General features: G+C 37.1%; 17 protein-coding genes, 1 pseudogene and 1 other annotated feature. Of the genes and pseudogenes, 2 read left to right on the plus strand and 16 right to left on the minus strand.

Going from position 1 to position 18,132, the window contains the following annotated elements; all coding sequences use genetic code 11:
- Positions 1-82: 82 nt before the first annotated feature.
- From AC6CHS_RS18555 to AC6CHS_RS18615, 13 genes are all read right to left on the minus strand, one after another.
- Positions 83-535, minus strand: a complete 453-nt coding sequence (locus AC6CHS_RS18555) for a DUF4362 domain-containing protein (protein WP_498238201.1) — start codon at positions 533-535, stop codon at positions 83-85.
- Between the two features lie 132 nt (positions 536-667).
- Entirely contained in the window at positions 668-3,751 is a 3,084-nt protein-coding gene (gene ileS / locus AC6CHS_RS18560) for an isoleucine--tRNA ligase (RefSeq protein ID WP_498238202.1), read from the minus strand.
- A gap of 61 nt (positions 3,752-3,812) precedes the next feature.
- Positions 3,813-4,044, minus strand: a binding site (T-box leader).
- Between the two features lie 993 nt (positions 4,045-5,037).
- Positions 5,038-5,475 (minus strand): GNAT family N-acetyltransferase, encoded by a 438-nt coding sequence (locus tag AC6CHS_RS18565; RefSeq protein WP_498238203.1) that lies wholly within the window; start codon positions 5,473-5,475, stop codon positions 5,038-5,040.
- 72 nt (positions 5,476-5,547) lie between these two features.
- The gene (locus tag AC6CHS_RS18570; protein WP_498238204.1) at positions 5,548-6,108 is read right to left on the minus strand and encodes an AAA family ATPase; all 561 of its coding nucleotides are present in this window, start codon (positions 6,106-6,108) and stop codon (positions 5,548-5,550) included.
- Between the two features lie 80 nt (positions 6,109-6,188).
- On the minus strand, positions 6,189-6,767 hold the full coding sequence (locus AC6CHS_RS18575; protein ID WP_498238205.1) for an ABC-2 transporter permease family protein: 579 nt from the start codon (positions 6,765-6,767) through the stop codon (positions 6,189-6,191).
- Complete coding sequence (locus tag AC6CHS_RS18580) at positions 6,712-7,266, minus strand: hypothetical protein (protein ID WP_498238206.1); 555 nt, start codon at positions 7,264-7,266, stop codon at positions 6,712-6,714. The genes AC6CHS_RS18575 and AC6CHS_RS18580 overlap by 56 nt, the downstream gene beginning before the upstream one ends.
- Before the next feature lie 309 nt (positions 7,267-7,575).
- Complete coding sequence (locus AC6CHS_RS18585) at positions 7,576-8,310, minus strand: serine hydrolase domain-containing protein (protein WP_498238207.1); 735 nt, start codon at positions 8,308-8,310, stop codon at positions 7,576-7,578.
- 315 nt (positions 8,311-8,625) lie between these two features.
- Positions 8,626-9,051: an ester cyclase gene (locus AC6CHS_RS18590; protein ID WP_498238208.1), complete on the minus strand. Its 426-nt coding sequence runs from the start codon at positions 9,049-9,051 to the stop codon at positions 8,626-8,628.
- 217 nt (positions 9,052-9,268) lie between these two features.
- Positions 9,269-9,466: a hypothetical protein gene (locus AC6CHS_RS18595; RefSeq protein WP_498238209.1), complete on the minus strand. Its 198-nt coding sequence runs from the start codon at positions 9,464-9,466 to the stop codon at positions 9,269-9,271.
- The gene (locus AC6CHS_RS18600; RefSeq protein ID WP_498238210.1) at positions 9,466-9,600 is read right to left on the minus strand and encodes a hypothetical protein; all 135 of its coding nucleotides are present in this window, start codon (positions 9,598-9,600) and stop codon (positions 9,466-9,468) included. The genes AC6CHS_RS18595 and AC6CHS_RS18600 overlap by 1 nt, the downstream gene beginning before the upstream one ends.
- A gap of 88 nt (positions 9,601-9,688) precedes the next feature.
- Positions 9,689-10,078: an RDD family protein gene (locus tag AC6CHS_RS18605; protein ID WP_498238211.1), complete on the minus strand. Its 390-nt coding sequence runs from the start codon at positions 10,076-10,078 to the stop codon at positions 9,689-9,691.
- A gap of 636 nt (positions 10,079-10,714) precedes the next feature.
- Positions 10,715-11,569, minus strand: a complete 855-nt coding sequence (locus tag AC6CHS_RS18610) for an aldo/keto reductase (protein ID WP_498238248.1) — start codon at positions 11,567-11,569, stop codon at positions 10,715-10,717.
- 625 nt (positions 11,570-12,194) lie between these two features.
- The gene (locus tag AC6CHS_RS18615; RefSeq protein ID WP_498238212.1) at positions 12,195-12,920 is read right to left on the minus strand and encodes an SDR family oxidoreductase; all 726 of its coding nucleotides are present in this window, start codon (positions 12,918-12,920) and stop codon (positions 12,195-12,197) included.
- Between the two features lie 292 nt (positions 12,921-13,212).
- Here AC6CHS_RS18615 and AC6CHS_RS18620 point away from each other — a divergent pair, with 292 nt between their 5' ends.
- Together AC6CHS_RS18620 and AC6CHS_RS18625 are read left to right on the plus strand one after the other, a co-directional pair.
- Entirely contained in the window at positions 13,213-13,605 is a 393-nt protein-coding gene (locus tag AC6CHS_RS18620) for a MerR family transcriptional regulator (protein ID WP_498238213.1), read from the plus strand.
- Positions 13,606-13,691: 86 nt separating this feature from the next.
- A pseudogene (locus tag AC6CHS_RS18625) lies at positions 13,692-14,798 on the plus strand (IS256 family transposase); the annotation flags it as partial.
- Between the two features lie 574 nt (positions 14,799-15,372).
- Here AC6CHS_RS18625 and AC6CHS_RS18630 read toward each other — a convergent pair.
- The 3 genes from AC6CHS_RS18630 to glmS all read right to left on the minus strand — a co-directional run bounded on the left by AC6CHS_RS18630 (position 15,373) and on the right by glmS (position 18,049).
- Positions 15,373-15,882: a hypothetical protein gene (locus tag AC6CHS_RS18630; RefSeq protein WP_498238214.1), complete on the minus strand. Its 510-nt coding sequence runs from the start codon at positions 15,880-15,882 to the stop codon at positions 15,373-15,375.
- Positions 15,883-15,902: 20 nt separating this feature from the next.
- The gene (locus AC6CHS_RS18635) at positions 15,903-16,118 is read right to left on the minus strand and encodes an ATP-binding protein (protein ID WP_498238215.1); all 216 of its coding nucleotides are present in this window, start codon (positions 16,116-16,118) and stop codon (positions 15,903-15,905) included.
- 128 nt (positions 16,119-16,246) lie between these two features.
- Positions 16,247-18,049 carry a glutamine--fructose-6-phosphate transaminase (isomerizing) gene (gene glmS / locus AC6CHS_RS18640; RefSeq protein WP_498238216.1) on the minus strand — a complete coding sequence of 601 codons (1,803 nt, stop codon included), beginning with the start codon at positions 18,047-18,049 and terminating at the stop codon, positions 16,247-16,249.
- Between the last annotated feature and the right edge of the window lie 83 nt (positions 18,050-18,132).

Here is an 18,132-nt window from a genome sequence, read left to right on the forward strand (position 1 = left end):
AATAATCGACAACGGTCTCAAGTTTAAAAACCACAAAAACAAACACAAACTATATTCAACGCCTAGCAGTTCAAAAACCCTGTTAATTTAAATTAACTAAAATAATATCGTCTTCAATTCTCTCGCAACCCTCTAAAATGTACTCCGTACTTTCTGTGGATTCTATTACTTTAATTGAGGTACAAGTTGTGGTATTGATCTCCCCGTCGCCAAAGGTATCTCTTCTTGTGTCACGTGTTGAAGTTATTATTTCCTCGTTATATTCTAGATCGTGCAGCATTGGATCACCTTCAGTGGTATACCATACTACTCTAACGCTATCTTTCCGTCCATTTTCCACATTCTGATGAAATTCTTCAAATCTCTTTATATTTTCAATAACACCATTCCTATCTTTAACATCTTCAGTTGATGGAACGTAATCAGGAATATTATTTTGTTCTTGGTTTGGTTTTGTTGAGTATTCTGTATTCTGACAACCTACAACGCCCAAGGTAATAATTAAAACACTTACAATTTGTATTAAATTTTGCATTGTATTTATCCCCCCCAATAAGTAAGACGTTTTTATCTAAAGGATTTTTCATTTAATTCAACCTTCTAAAAACTTATGTAAAAAGGCACCTTGCTCCTATTTAGCAAGGTGTCTTATCCTACAGGGTATTCCCTATGATTTAATAAACATCTTTATTTCATTGCCTTCTACATGGAAACTTCTCATATCTGGCTTACCTTCAAAATAAACTTTGTTTAATATTAAATTCTGTTGCATTAATTCATCATGCTCAACCAGAATGTTTTGCAGCCATGTATCAGTCTGGATGAATAAATCTACCCGTAAATCAACTGGTAAATTCAATTCTTTTCGATATGTTTGGACTGCTCGGATTATTTCTCTTACTAATCCTTCTTCTTTTAATTCTCGCGTTACATTTGTATCTAATAGGGTTAGGAAATGACTACCTTCCAGTAATACAAAGCTATCTCTTCCCTTTCTCTCAACCAGAACGTCCTCTTTAGTGAGTTTTACAGTGTCACCTGAATTTAGTACTACCTGCAATTCGCTCTCTTCAAGGAACTTCGCCTTTTCCAGGTTCCCTAATGCTTCTACTTTGCTTTTCACTTCACCTAGAGATTTACCCAGCTTTGGTCCAACAACTGAGAAATTTAACTTAAAATCGAACTGTATTAAATCTCGAGCATCCTCTCTAAATGTTACGTCCTTTATATTCATTTCATCCTCGATGATAGAAGCATACTTCTGCAAAGTGGATAAATTGGATTCTTCTGCTGGAACGACAACCAACCTGGATAGTGGTTGTTTTGTTTTTATGCCTACTGTATTTCGCAGCGATCTGGTAAGCTCTATGATTTCCAAAACGGCATCCATATCTTTTTCTAATTGTTCATCCACAAGTTTTTCATCTGGTTGTGGATAATCCGAGATATGCACACTTTCTTTCATTAAACTTGTGTATATGTCTTCTGAAACAAATGGTGTGTAGGGAGCCATGAGCTGAGAAAGCTTCTTTAAAACCTCAAATAAGGTACTAAATGCTGCTCGCTTATCCTCCGTCATTCCATTACTCCAAAAACGTTGTCTTGAACGCCTTACATACCAATTACTAAGTTCATCAACAAAGGTGGCGATGGTTCTTGCGCCTTTGGTGATGTCATAATCCTCTAGACTTTGAACCACTTCCCTTGTAACGGTGTTTAAACGAGAAACAACCCATTTATCGAGCGTTGTCGGAGTTCCTCCCAAGTCACTAGCTGGTTTAAATTGATCGATCTCGGCATACAGGCTGTAAAAAGAGTGAACGTTCAAAAGAGTATCGATCACCTTGTACTTAGCGTGGCTCACCGTTTTTTTAGAAAAGCGTTTATTGTTCCATGGTGAGCTGTCCGCTAACAAGGCCCACCTTAGCGAATCAGCACCAAACTCTTCAATTAGCTCCGTTGGATTCAAAGCATTTCCCTTACTTTTCGACATCTTTTGACCATTTTCATCTAAAATATGCCCTAAGGAAAGGACGCGCTTATAAGGTGACTGTCCTGTAAACAGTGTAGAAACTGCTAATAAGCTATAAAACCAACCTCTTGTTTGGTCAACACCCTCAATTACGACATCTGCAGGAAATTGTTTTTGAAACAAATCTTTATTTTCAAATGGGTAATGGTATTGAGCAAACGGCATGGACCCACTATCAAACCAGACATCGATAACCTCGCTTGTTCGATCCATTCTCCCACCACATGAACAGGTTAAATGAACGCTATCCACATAAGGCTTATGCAATTCCAGATCTTCTGGCACTTTTTCCACAGCAAGTTCTCTTAGTTCTTTTGCTGAATGTGGAGCCTTTTCTTCTCCGCATTCCTGACAAACCCACACGTTTAACGGGGTTCCCCAATATCTGTTTCGCCCTATATTCCAATCAACCATGTTATCTAAAAAGTTCCCAAACCTTCCATCTTTCATGTGGGAAGGGAACCAACTAACTTCTTGGTTATTCGCTTGCATTCTTTCCTTCACTGCTGTTGTCTGGATAAACCAACCTTCCATTGCGTAATAAAGCAGTGGACTGTCACATCGCCAACAGTGTGGATAACTATGTTCATATCTTTGCTTCTCGAATAAAAGATCCTCTTTTGAAAGCATTTTAATGATGTCTACATCGCAATCTTTTACAAATCGCCCTGCAAGTGGTGTTATCTCTCCCGTGTAGCGACCTTTTGTATCCACAACATTGATATAATCAAACTGATTATCCTGTATTGCCTTGTAATCATCTTCACCATGCGCTGGTGCGATATGCACGATACCTGTTCCACTTGTATCTGTAACAAAATCTGCCCCGATCACTTTATGTCCATTGGTTACCGTCACATAATCAAAAGGTGCTTCATACGAAAGGCCCAGTAAGTCTTTTCCTTTCAGGGTTTCCAGTACCTCATACTCCTCTTTCATCACGGTAGGAGCCAAAGATTCTGCAAGGACAAACACTTCAGAGTCTTGCTTCACACGAACATAGTTCATAGTAGGATTGACAGCAACAGCAACATTTCCTGGTAAGGTCCATGGTGTCGTCGTCCAGCCTAAAAGATATTCATTTGTCCTGCCTTTCAACCGAAACTTAGCTGTTACAGATAAATCGGAAACGTCTTTATACCCTTGTGCCACTTCATGAGAGCTAAGGGAAGTCTCACAATGTGGACAATATGGGACAACTCGATGCCCTTTATATAAATAACCTTTCTCATGAATTGTGGATAAGATGTTCCAGACAGACTCAATGTACTCGTTGTTTAGCGTTACATAAGGGTTTTCCATATCAACCCAATAACCAAGTGCCTCCGTGAATTGTTTCCACTCACTCTCATAGGCAAAGACGCTTTCTTTACATTTTTGAATGAAATTCTCAACACCGTATTCCTCGATCTCATCTTTTCCACGAATATTTAACTGTTTTTCTACTTCCAATTCCACAGGAAGACCATGGGTATCCCAACCAGCTTTTCGTAAGACCTGATAGCCAGACATTGTTTTGTATCTTGCTACAAAATCCTTGATCGTTCTACCAAGAGCATGGCCCGCATGTGGCAGCCCATTTGCAGTTGGCGGCCCTTCATAAAATACATAGGTCTCTCTTCCTTCACGATTAGCTATAGAGCGTTCAAACGTTTTGTCTGCTTCCCATTTTTTCCGAACCCTTTTTTCCCTTTCAACATTGGTTTCCTTCACCATCATCACCTCAATTTAAATTAAAAACTCGACCCCACATACGTAGGATCGAGTTCATATATAAATATATTCGACTTTTAACAAAATAAAAAAACCATAGTAGTGGTTTTTATCAAATCGTTACACTACGTACTATCATACGCGTCCTAGGTATCGGTAGAATGCCGTCAAAGTTTAAATCCTTTCAACTTTGCTTCTCGGAGAGGATTTTCATTATGGTCTCACCGTTGACTTTCAGCAATCGTCAACTCTCTGTAGATAAGATAAACATAACTACTCTTTCTCGTCATCGAATTATTTATTAAATTATACAAATCATAGCCGACCGGAATGAGAAAGTCAACTTTAGTTTTTACATTTATCCCGCCTAAACTGGCAGTAAATCCTGCAGTTCAAGAATGTGGGAGCAATCAAGCTTTTTAAGTTGGGGGTTAACTGCCAGTAAAGGTCCGATTCGTTCAACTAACATTTGCTGGGGGGAGGAACCCCCAGCAAATGAAGTTTCACTTTATTAGTCTGTTATTTGTATTTTCTGCTATTATAAGATATATACTGAAAATTAGATCTATAAAAGGGGACTAAAAAATTGAATGAACTTTTAATGTTATCTATTTTGTTCTTTGTTTTTTTGACTTACAAGTTGATTAAGATATTCCGAATAAAGGGTATTCCGAGGAGTAATAAGATTTTAGCTTGGTCTATATATGGAGTTTGCACGGTTGGATTAATTTCTGTGAGTTTGTGGCTATAGATAGCAAAGAGAAAAAAACTCTTGCTATTGAGTGTTTGTTTTCTTTTTACTTAGAATAGGGTAGAATACAAGTAAGATAACATATAATTAGAAAAACCGCTTGATGCTGGTACACCAAACGGTTTGCAATAGCTAAGGCTCCCTTACAATGGGGTCAGCATAGGGTAGAAGTAATCCACCAGAGCTGCTAACTCAAGGGTGGGTTATTTTTTTAGTTAAATGACAGCGCTGCAACCATCGAAGGTGAAAGCTGCCATGTTGCACTACTCTAAAAATACTATGGCCGTTTATGCCAAGGCTCTAATGTCCCAACAATTGTTTCTTTGTCAATTCCTCTAACGGCTTGAATAACACCATCTGAAATTTCACCATGGGTTAACCAAATTTCCTCTTATTGAATACTAAGTTATAAGACAAATAAATTATCCCTACAAAATAGCATTATTAAATATAAGTAGCACGAAAATTTTTTTAATAAATAACACCAAGCTTTAAGATAAACTAAAATTGCTGCTCCCAAACAAACGGTGAAAGAAGTTTATTATAAAGAAATATTCATTGTAATTGTCCTGTTTTTAAAGCCGAGACTTTCATATATCTTAATTGCTGGATTTCCATCAAATACGCTTAAACGAATTTCGGAGTATCCTTCTTGTTTCAATTGTTCAACGCCTGTTTTAATCAATTGCTTTGAAATGCCTTTACCTCTGTATTCCTCCAAAACAAACAATTCATAAATAAATCCGAATGCCTTATCTGAAAACTGATCTTTGCTTCCCCCTATAAGAATCCAACCCGTTATTACATTATTTTCAATTGCTATTAAATAATAACTCCCCTTCTTTAAAAGAGGCTCTACTAGTTGTTTTGCTTTTTCAATCGTTGGTTCTACTTCTCCTAAAGTTCCCTCAAATATCGCTTGGGGTGAATGTGCTAATATCTTTTCGATTTCAACCTCACTTGGTTTTCTTATTTCCATTTTTCAAGTCTCCCCATGCAAAAACTTCTAGCCTCGAAGGTTTTTGATTTTTATATGCTTCTCAGTCAACTTCTATAAACTAAACTCCCTCTTAACTAATTCTGCAACTTCCTCCGCACTCAAATTGGTATTGTTAATCTTCATATAGTTAGGGAATTCAATTTCGCCTTTTAACGAGTTCAATCGATAATTCTCAATTGATTCTTTCAACCTACTTTCAGACCATTCAACATTTCTTTTTGAGGGCTTGTGTTCAAGCCTATTAGAACTTTTATTACGTTGAATTCTCTTGTCCAGATCAGCTTCTAGTTCTACATAGTATACAGTTGCCCCCTTGGATTCAAATAGCTGCGTTACTTCCTTTACATAATCCCAATCAGTTTGTACATTAAACGCCCATAAGTAAGTGAAAATCATTCCGTACAGATTACTGTTTGCTACTTCTTCAAATATCTCTTGCCGAAATAAGTTTACTAATCTTTTCCCCTCTTTCGTGCCATAGTCAAAAAAATGATTGACCAATTCAATCGTCATGTGATTATGAAATAGTTTTAGGTCTGTTATCTTTGCTAACTCCTGCCCCACTGTCATTTTACCTACTGCTTGCGGTCCAGTAATAAGAACAAACTTCATATGCTTTCTCTCCTTAGCAACTTAATTAGATTTCAATATGTTATGAGTGTATTAACAGTAACAGACACACCATTCCACCCTTAATCAAAACTCCGCTTCATTCTCCATATGGAAATAACTAGTAACAGCAACGTCAATAACAAAGTAACGGGAATCCCTTGATAAAACAGCTCATTGTTCTGATACAGAATTGCTTCTTGAGGGAAAATGTATTGAAAGGGATTTACCCAGGAGAACGGTGCCCAATTGATCAAATTTCCTAATTGATAGCCACCTGCCAGCGTTGCAACGATAGCTGCTAACGTGGCAAGTAAATGCTTAAATACTAAACTGCAAAACACATATAAAACCGTAACAAAAAGAAGCATGATAACATAAAGTATGTAGTCAATTGTAGGCATATAGAAGAATTGTCCCTCTTTCTCAATCAGTACTGGATAAGCAAATGACCCATCTGCCCCGAATAACTTTCCGACCATTATCCCGACAGCTATAAAAAAGATAAAAGTAAAAAAGGAAATAGCAAGCGCACTAAAATACTTACTCCAAAATAACTTTGCTCCGCTTAATGGTAATGTAAATAATAGACGAATAGACTTATTCTCAAATTCTCTTGTCACAATTTCTCCAATGAGTAGTAACGCGATTAGTAAACCCATAATTAATGAATACATCAACCACTTGCTTTAGGAAGTTGGGAAAAGCTGTGCTATAGTTCTCATATTCCGGGGCAATCCCTAACTCTAATAAAGTATGGTTCCTGGCTAGTTTATAGGAGATATCATCTTCGGAAATAGGATAATCTTCGCCTGTAACCTTATAATTGCGAATTGCGATTAATAGACTGTTTTCGATTGTTAAATTCGATTTCCATTCCTCTGCTGTAAATGAATTAGCCAGTTCCTTTGCAAGATCCCACACTTTTAGGTTTAAGGCTTGTTTCCTCTCCGTCTCTTCATTACTGCCGAGTCGTTCTATCTCATTTGTGTAGTTAAAATCATTAGAAGCACTCGTTTCTATAAATAAGGCGATTTCTTTCATCTTTTGTTCTTGGACGTAATCCATAAATAAACTGTTTCGAATGAATAAGAATGCAACAGAACAGAAAAGAATTAGAAGTATTACGAGAAACTTCTTCGTCCAAGCAATTTTCTTCAACTCAAATAGAAATAGCCTCATTCTGAAAAATACTTTGTATAAAATGAAGTGTACGTAATTTTTGTAACTTTTGTTTATCTGTTTTACTTATTCTATACTTTACCGAAAAGACCTTTATTTTTTGTATAAATCTGGGGGATGGTTGGGGGAACAACTGAATAGTATTTATTACCTTTAATTAGCTACTGTACAAAAAATACCCTTTTACAGCTTTCACATTGTATAAAGGGTTAGATAAGCATGAATTAGCATCAATTCTTTATAAGTACTAAAAATGCATATACCTTTTTGAGGGAGACGGAAAAGCATTTACTGACTCATGACATAAGTTAGTAGAAACTCCTTGAAATAGATTAAAGGTCTTTTTGCATCATCCTTTATACTGCTGGTAAAAACTGCAACCAAGTGGTGGTCAGGTGCGACAATAATATACTGTCCTTCATATCCCGACGCTAAGAATATTCTCCCAATTCGACCATCGAATGTTTCACTCCACCAGTGATAAGCGTAAGTAATTGTATCATCACCTTTGGCCTTAGGACTTGTAGATTCCTCAATCCAATGGTAGGGTACGACTTGTTTGGATTTCCATATCCCCTTGTTTAAATATAGTTCGCCAATTTTCAACATATCCTCCGTTCTCATCGTTAATCCAAACCCACCAATGGCTATGCCTTGAGCATCATGGTTCCAGTTATAATCTGTAATGCCAAGTGGCGTAAATAACTGCTTTCTGGCAAAGACTTCTGTGTTTAATCTGGTAGCCTTTTGTAAAATGGCACTTACCAAATGGGAAGAACCACAACTGTAAACCATCTCTTTTCCAGGAGGGTTATCAATAGGCTGATCAAGTACAAAGTTGACCCAAATTTTGCTTGGTATCATGCCACCATTACCCGGCCAATGTATTCCTGAAGTCATTGTAAGTAGATGCTTTATTGTGATCTTCTGCTTCTCTCTACTATTATTAAGTTCAGGAAAATAATGATCAATTGGTGTGTTAATATTTTCGATATACCCCTTATCTATTGCTATTCCGACCATTATGGATAAAATGCTTTTTGTGACAGAATATATTTTATGTGCTTTTCTTTCATTTTATTATTGCGATAATATTCGACTATCCTAGTATTATCCCTATGTACAAGGGCACTATTAACTTTGTCCTTTTTTAGTTGATTTTCGAATTTGGTTAAAGCATTCATTTTGGCCCCCTAAGATATTTACCCAATAACCTTTTTATCTCAAATTCAATAACGTATAATGCAGATATAATTATAGTGAATTAGTATACGTTGTAGATGCTTCCATCAACAACCGCGTCCAATTACGGAAGGTCTCGATATTTTATTGGCTAACTTAAAACATCCCCAGTTGTTCCATAAGACTCACCCCATCAGAGGATACCCAATAGTCCTTGATCAATCCGTCTTCTACAAATAAAATATCCATTCCATTGAAAGTCATTTTTTCCCCAATTTCTGCCTTGGCCCCCTGCATGCCTCCTTTATAAGATCCAGTAAACTTCCAACGTGCTGAAACGTATGATTTATCTATGATAGGTCCTACTTCAACAGTCATTTTCACATCATCAAAAAATGAACAACCATCCCTTATGATCCCCTTCAATGCTTCTGAGCCTTTTATTTCACCCGATGTTTTCCCGTCCGTTCTTGCCTGATGAACTCTACAATCAGAAGATGTTATTAAATCAAGTACAGAAACATCCTCATTCCAGGCTTTTACCCATAGTGCATAGATCTGCTTTCCATCATAAACCGGCATTCAAATTACCTCCTTTACTTGATTTAGGTTGCTATAATTCAAGTTCGATAAATTTTTCTATTTTCCTGTGTACAATATGTGATAATCTCATACAGTTTAAGAGACTGTTGTCCAAATTCTGGGTTTTATCGGCACTGACCATACATAGAACAAACAATAAAGGAGTAGACAAGTTTGTCTACTCCTTTATAACGACCTTATTAAATTAATAAACATATTACTCTCTTTTTTCATCTAATCGCCGACGAAATACTAAAGCTGAGACAGCGAATATAATAAAAGCTACTGCTGAAGCAGTGGTAACCATCTTCAACACATTCCCTATTGGAGGATTAAATAACTGTGAGACCGAGATTATTAAGACGCCACCAGTTAAACCCATTCCTAAAATCGAGATCGCCAAAAGTTTGTGCATCAAATCACCTCTTCAATACTTACGAATGATCGAAACAGGCTTGCTTCACCAATAGCACTAATACCAAGCACTGCAGCAAGATAAGAGGCCACTGTCAATACCCATCGGTTGAATTTCAGTTGACTTTTCTGCAAGCATCTCTTCATCTGTGATTTACGCACGTTCGATTACTTCTAGTATAATCGAACGCTCGCAACTTTATTTTGGCTTGACACTTATCTCTTAAAGTTCTTTCACTACAGTATTCGAAAAGCGATCGTGAGTAAGTACCGATCCATCCTGGCCTTCAAATTTCTTAGGGTTTTTTAAGTAATCAAAAAAGCTCACAGTATCCCGATAACCCATCCTTTTTATAATTTGGCCAGATGTCAACTCTGAACCCTCCTTGCTTTCGAGTTCTAGCCCCATTTTTTTGTAACCAAATGTTTGACCATTTCGGCGTAGCTGTCCATATTCAAGTGTCCACATTACGATGGATGGTGTTACTAGGGCGTGAATCGCTTCGCTTTTCACCTTTTTCCTTAGAAAATACTCTACACCAGCTGTTACAGCGCTTGAGATTGCCAAATCAATTAAAAATGCTTTTGTACGTTTTTTCGTAATAGATTTCATTAAAACCCTCCTATTTTTAACTGAACTCTTTTCTATTAGGATGTTTTTAAGAGTTTCATTGTTTGTTAACTAAATCTTACTAACTATTCTAACACATTCTTATTTAACTATTGGATAAATGGTAAGGCGTAGGTACATTCCAATACAAGGTGTCCGCAGTGCTTTACATATGTATTGGCAAACATGTTGGGAAAAGGGTGGTTAATTCCTTAGCGTTCAGTGCTAAATACCATGGCCGACTGGAAAAATTAATGGCAGTAATTAGTTCTTAAATAAGTGCGACATAAAAATATAATTATTATTTACGGAGCAATTTATGAAACACACTGTTCATATATATAATATTAAAGCCATTTAAATTAGCCGTTATCACATAATCGTGTTAACAGAACAATTTAATAAATAAAAAGAGGATCTGCTTAAAACAGACCCTCCTTTTATCTATTGATCAAAAACATCTAATTCAGAGTTTCCAATCGAATATCTTATTAAAAACAACATTGGCTATATGAAACGAATACTAGAAGGTTTTTATCTCGAAGTATACGGATGCTAACACCCTATTCGTTCAACTAACACTTAATGGGGAATAGCGAAAACCACCACTTAGTGAAGTTTCACTTTAAAGTGCCCTGCCTACACATATTCGTGGTATTCGTTTGGGTCCTGCCCTTCTACTCGGCCGTCTTCTCCTTTATCCAATGAATCAATTTTTTCGATATCCTCAGGTGCTAATTCAAAGTTGGTACTAATGAGGTTATCTTGTTGATGTACTTGATTACTTGATTTTGGTATAGAGAATACGCCGGCTTGATAATTCCAATTTAAAATGATCTGTGCCGGGGTTTTATCGTACTTATCCGCAATTCCTTTAATTGTGGCATTTTCCAGCACATCATTCAGATATCCTCGACCAAAAGGGCTCCAGGCTTCAGTAAGAATGCCCCGTTTTTTATTTTCTTCCACCATACGATTATTATTAAAATACGGATGACGCTCCACCTGGTTTGTAGCAGGTGTCACACCTGTTGCTTCGATAATGTCGTCCAAATGTTCTGGTTCAAAGTTTGAAACGCCAATGGTTCTAATTAGCCCTTGTTTTTGAGCATCCACTAAAGCCTTCCAAGCTTCTACATACTTGCCGTCCTTAGGATTCGGCCAATGAATTAAATACTTGTCAAAATATTTTAATCCAGTGCGGCGTAGAGATTCCTGAATAAAGATAAATGCCTTGTCATATTCATGATAAGCGCCGGGCAATTTCGTACTGACTAAAATTTCTTCTCTGGGCAGTGCGGACCGACGCACAGCTTCACCGACAATCCCTTCATTGTCATAGTTTGTTGAAGTATCGATTAAGCGGTATCCTATATTTAAGGCGTTTAAAATTTCAAATGTGCCTTGATCCCCGTTAATACCAATTGTGCCTAATCCCACAAAAGGAAGCACTGCACCATCATTTAGAGTAAAACCGTTATTATTTAAAGTCAAAATCTCATCTCCTTTTAAAATCTTGCAATGTAAGTTGAGAATGGAAATAGCTATTTCCTTCATGTCTACCAACAGGAAAGCTACAGGCTGTGTTCTCCAATACTGCCGCTCCATCGTGAAACTCAGGTCACGTTACCATCATTTCCTGGTAACGTCTTTCACCAAGATGTCCATAATTACAATACCCGAATAAAAAAATCCTACACTAATCGGAATTGATTGTAGGAAGAAGGACAACTTCGTAATAGAATTTTTATACATTCGAGCCGGCACAATTTAGTGTAGCATGTAAAGGATTTAATCTTCTTGTAAAAAGAAAAAGGACTGGATCATTATTAGATCCTATAGCTTTGGAATAAAGTTTGATCAAAAATAGCTTATAAATCACATTTTGCTGAACAAAATGGAGAAGGCATTTTGAAAAAAAGATTGATCATAATATATTCTTGGAATGGCAAATTAAATTTTGTTTTTATAAAAAAGTTTGATCATTTTTTGCCGTTGATCTCCCACAATCGCGCCCGATTGCTGAAGACATAAATTCGAAGTAAATTTCTATTTCAATTGACCAATTCGCAGATATTGTATTATAAGATCAACCAGTCGATTTTCGATTTACTTATATTTACCCCTGCGCAGTGGGGCGGACAATGACCTCGTTCACGTCAATCTCAGCCGGTTGTTCGATTGCAAACGCAATCGATCGGGCGATTGCGTCTGCAGGCATAGCAATGTCCTTAAGCCGGGCTTTTACCTCCGGATTTGTCATAGAATCCACGACACTCGTCCGCGTCATACCTGGTGAAATTATTGTCACCCGCAGCTTATCACCCGCTTCTTGCCGCAAACCCTCTGAGATGGCACGTACAGCGTACTTCGTACCTGAATAGACCGATTGGTTTTGTACAGTCTTATGTCCTGCAGTAGAAGCAATGTTAATAAAATGCCCGCTACCCTGCTTGCGGAATACAGGCAGTGCTGCTGCGATGCCATACAAAACGCCTTTAATGTTGACGTCGATCATTTTTTCCCAATCCTCGACGAGCAGGTCGTCAAGGGGGGAAATCGGCATAACACCGGCATTGTTTATAATTACATCAACTTTTCCATAGGTATTTACAGCGTGTTTTACCAAATTTTCAACATCACTACGTTTTGTTACATCCGTTACCTGAAAACTTGCTGAACCACCATTGGAAGTAATAGTGGTGACCAATTCATCAAGTTGTTGTTTTCTTCTCGCGCCAACAACTACCTTAGCACCTCTCTCTGCCAACAAAGTTGCAGCTGCTTTTCCCATTCCACTGCTTGCGCCGGTAATGATAATGACCTTGTTTTGAATATTTGACACAATAAATCCTCCTTCATCCACTGGGAACTTAATACATGATACTATTGATATTTGAATCTAACCTTCCTTTCTTTAAATAAAGCCACTTTGTATCAATGCTTTATGACTTCTGAGTCAGTTTTTAATTTCTTCTATCAATAGTTCTACTTTAGTATACTTTGTTATTCTAACAATAAGTCAAACTTAATTTTTTTATAAGATAGTATTATTAAATAGAGATGATTGAAGTTTATCTTTCCCTTTTAATAAGGTTAATGTTATAGTAACTATAACTTGAAAGGAGGCAAATTAAATGCCATATTCAATGAAATATGTCGTAGATCACCTAAATGTAACTGCGAATACTCTTAGATACTATGAAAAAGAAGGGATACTGAAAAATATTTCTCGTGATTCCAAGGGACATAGGGTATATGACGAAAAAAATATTGAGACACTAGATTTTATCCGTACTTTAAGATTAACCGGAATGCCCATTTCCAAAATTAAGGAGTATCTTGATTTATACGAAATTGGAGATGATACTATATCACAACGAAAGGAAATGATGATGCGGCACAAATTAGTGGTGCAGAATAAGATTAATGAGGATCTCAAACACTTAGAAGTTATAAGTTATAAAGTAGCCATGTATGAAATTATAGAAAAAGGATACAGACAGAACCCTCCACGACACGATGATTGAAGTGTTGGGTATGACTCCCTCTTTGCCTTTACTCTAAAAGAGGTTAGAAATATTTTTTGGTCTTTTGATCACAAATCGCCATTGGGTTAAAGGGTGAAATGAATAACCATTTAGGTTATGACTCGAATGATAAGAAAGAAAAAAACACAGAGAACCGAAGAAATGGTTATGGGAAGAAAACCCTTAAGACAAGTTCCGGTGAAGTAGATATTCAGGTGCCACGTGATCGGGATGGGTCCTTCGAACCTAAGCTTATCCCTAAACGTAAAAAAGACGTATCCGCAATAGAAAATAAAGTGATTTCTATGTATGCCAGGGGATTGTCTCAACGAGACATTTCGTCAACGATCGAAGATATTTATGGATTTTCTGTATCGCACGAAATGGTTTCTGATATTACTGATCAGGTTCTCCCCGAACTGGAAGAATGGCAGACTCGTCCACTAAGTAACTGTTATGCGTTTGTATTTGTGGACTGCATGTATACAACCATTCGCAATCAATATGAAACAAAGAAATATACTGTCTATACCATCTTAGGATACACAATAGAAGGTAGGAAAGAAGTACTCGGTCTATGGCTAAATGAGACAGAAAGCAAACACAAATGGATGCAGATCTTCGATGAAATCAAAGCAAGAGGTGTCGAAGACATTTTCTTTATTTCCATGGATGGCGTGAGTGGTCTAGAAGAAGGCTCACGAGCTATCTTCCCTGAGGTTGTCGTTCAACGATGCATTGTTCATTTAATCCGTAATTCTATTAAATACGTTCCAAGCAAGGATTATAAAGACTTCACAAAAGCTCTAAGAAAGGTCTTTAGTGCACCAAGACTTAAGGCATGTATTAGCGCCTTTGAATCCTTTCAACAACAGTGGGCAGCCTATCCAGGAGCTACGGATGTATGGGTAAGGAATTTTAGTCATGTCGAGCAACTCTTTGACTACGGTAGTGCCATTCGTAAAGTTATGTACACGACAAATGCAGTGGAGAGTATACACTCAAGCTTCAGGAAAGTAACCAAAAAAGGAGCATTCCCCAACGAGAACGCTCTGTTAAAAGTGTTATATTTGCGCATAAAAGAACTCGAAACAAAGTGGGAAGGCGGCCATATCCAAAACTGGCCCCTCGTTATGAACCAACTCCTCCTCCACGAAAATCTAAAAGAAAGGGCCCTAAAATACATGGAGTAAGTCTGTACTTACACACTTTATTTGACAAGCCCCAGTGAATTGAGACTTTCCTTATACTTATTCTCAATTACTTGTTAAACTAAAGCACCTGATAGTTGAACAAGGCCTAACGCCTTAATGATGATATTATTTCAGATCTTTAACCATAAAATAAATATATGAAGAGTGCTAAAAAATTAGGTTATATATATGAAATGCTTTCTTACTCAACTGTATCTCTCCTAATATTTTATCCTTTTACTTGTTCTTCTTCCGCTAACATGCCCCGTTAGTTTAATTACATTGTTTCACAATTCACTAAAATTGTAGACCTTTTTTGCGCAGTATAAGTCTACTACGTAATACAAGGTATAGATGGCTTCTTTTAGACATAAAAAAACACCCTCTTCAACACTTAGTTTACTCGTAAAGGGTGCAATTTCTTTTTGTTTTTGCTGTTTAACTCGTTAATAAAGATATCAAAAGAAGCATACTTAATTCAAAGGTAACTGCTATTATTTTTGATTACTGATTGTTAAAGTACAATCGGGTGACCATTCCATTACTTGATAGTGCTATACCCTCCATTTTATCTTTATGACTTATCTAAGTTAGACTCTCTATTTAACAAATCAGCTTTAATATCTTCCTCTGTTAACACTTTTTTTCGAGTGTCATCAATTTGTATCTTATCCAATTCCGCATCATTATTTACTGAAGATGAATCTTCAGCTACCTTTTCTAGGCCAACTAATTCCACTAAATAATCAGCTAGCTTCGTATAATCGTCTAATGGCTTAGAAAAAACTTCATCTAGTCGATCACCATATTTCTGCTCCAGTCCTAAACTGTCTGCATGGCCTGATATTAATACTTTTTTTGTGTTAATATAGTTTTCATCAATATAATCTAATATATTGTCGAAACTTTCACCAGGCATGTGATAATCTAATATAGTTACTAATACCTCGTCTTTATCTGATAGGTTTTGAATATCAGTAAAGCTTTTTCCATGAACCACTTCAAAATAATTGTCTAAGCAATATTTATACAATATAAACATTTGGCTTATGTCTTCTATTACCAGTACTTTTTTCTTTTTCATTTCACTCACTCCTAAATAATTTAACTATCTTTATTTATTTCAATAAACTTATTTTGGGGTAACTGTATTCTAAAATGCTTGCCTTCTGAAGTACTGTTTATGATATCTATAAATCCTCTATGTGAGAATATTACTTTACTACAAAAAGGTAACCCCAACCCCGTCCCCTCCGTTTTAGTGCTATTGTAGGGTAGAAAAACTTTATCCCAATTTTCAGGGGGATAGAAGTAGGACATCTTAGTCGTAGATTTTTTTATAAATCAAATTAACCCCCACAAGGTGACTAGATATTTAGCCATGAAAAAGAACCGAGAAAGCGCACCTTTGTACGTCTCTCGGTTCTTATTTTAATAATATTAATAACCTACTCTACCGTCACACTCTTAGCAAGGTTACGTGGTTTATCTACGTCACAGTCACGGTGTAGTGCTGCGTAGTAAGCCAACAATTGCATTGGCACAACACTTGCTAGTGGTGTTAGCAATTCATGAACATGCGGGATAACGAATGCATCTGTATCCTGCTCTAGTCCCTTCATGCTGAATACCATGGTGTTTGCTCCACGAGCAGCTACTTCCTGCACGTTTCCACGTATTGACAAGTTTACATTTTCCTGTGTTGCGATTGCAATAACAGGTGTGCCTTCTTCGATTAAAGCGATGGTACCATGCTTCAATTCTCCGCCAGCAAATCCTTCTGCTTGGATATAGGAGATTTCTTTTAGTTTCAGTGAACCTTCCTGACATACATGGTAGTCCGTGCTACGACCAATAAAGAATGCATTTCTCGTTGTACCGAGGTTTTCTCGAACAAGTTCTTCAATAGCTTCTTTTTGATCTGTTAGGACTTCCATTGCGTTTGCAACAATCGCAAGCTCCTGCATTGGATCGAAGTCCAGTTCAAGTTCTTTTGCTTGTGCTGTATCTACTGCAAGGATTGCTAATACTGCAATTTGAGCAGTATATGCTTTTGTAGATGCTACCGCAATTTCAGGACCAGCATATAAATTTAAAGTATAATCAGCTTCACGAGAAAGGGTGGATCCTGGCACGTTTGTAATCGTTAGTGCTGGATGTCCCAATTCTTTAATTCTTACTAATACGGCACGACTATCCGCTGTTTCACCACTTTGAGAAATAAAGACAAATAGTGGCTTTTCAGATAGCAATGGCATGTTATAAGAGAACTCACTAGCGATATGAACCTCAACTGGGATATTCGCAAGTTTTTCAATGAACTCTTTCCCAACAAGTCCTGCATGATAACTCGTACCTGCAGCAATGATATAAATGCGGTCACAAGCTTTCATTGCCTGGCGTACATCTGCCTCAAGCTTCAGTTTATTATCTTCTGTCTGATATTCTTTAATGATCCGACGCATTACGAAAGGCTGCTCATCGATTTCTTTTAACATGAAATGAGGGTACGTCCCTTTTTCAATGTCACTTGCATCAATATGAGCTGTGTATGGGCTGCGTTCCACTACTGCGCCATCAAGCTTTTGTAGCTCGACACCGTTACGTTTAACAAGCACGACTTCTTTGTCATGGATTTCCACATACTGATTTGTAACCTTCAATGTCGCCATTGCATCACTCGCAACCACATTAAAGCCATCACCCAGACCTACAAGTAGTGGGCTTTTATTTTTAGACACATATAGTGTATCTTCATCTTCGTTATCAATTAGGCCAATAGCATAAGATCCTTTTAAAAGTTCCATTGCTTTACGGAATGCTTCGATAGTGCTACCAGTTTCAGCAAATAGCTTTTCTACAAGCTGTACAATTACTTCTGTATCTGTTTCACTAACAAAGTTTACATCCTGAAGGTATTCCTTTTTAATTTCTTGGTAGTTTTCAATAACACCATTATGAACAAGGGTAAATCTTCCAGACGTGCTACGATGTGGATGTGCATTATCTTCACTTGGCACTCCATGTGTCGCCCAGCGCGTATGGCCAATTCCCATTGTTGCATGAACAGAGTTATCTACGCGTTCACGAAGCGCAGCAATACGACCTTTTACTTTAAAAAGGTTAATTCCTTCATCATTTAGCACAGCAATTCCCGCTGAGTCATACCCGCGGTACTCTAGCTTCTCAAGTCCATTTAATAAAACGTCTTTTGTATCATTTTGTCCAATATATCCTACAATTCCACACATAATTAGTGGGCCTCCTTATACGTAAAAGGGGCAGACAAACAGACCAATATATTTTGTTATAGAGGAGCGTTTTACTGCCCCTT

Source organism: Oceanobacillus sp. GQ8 (genome assembly GCF_059758495.1).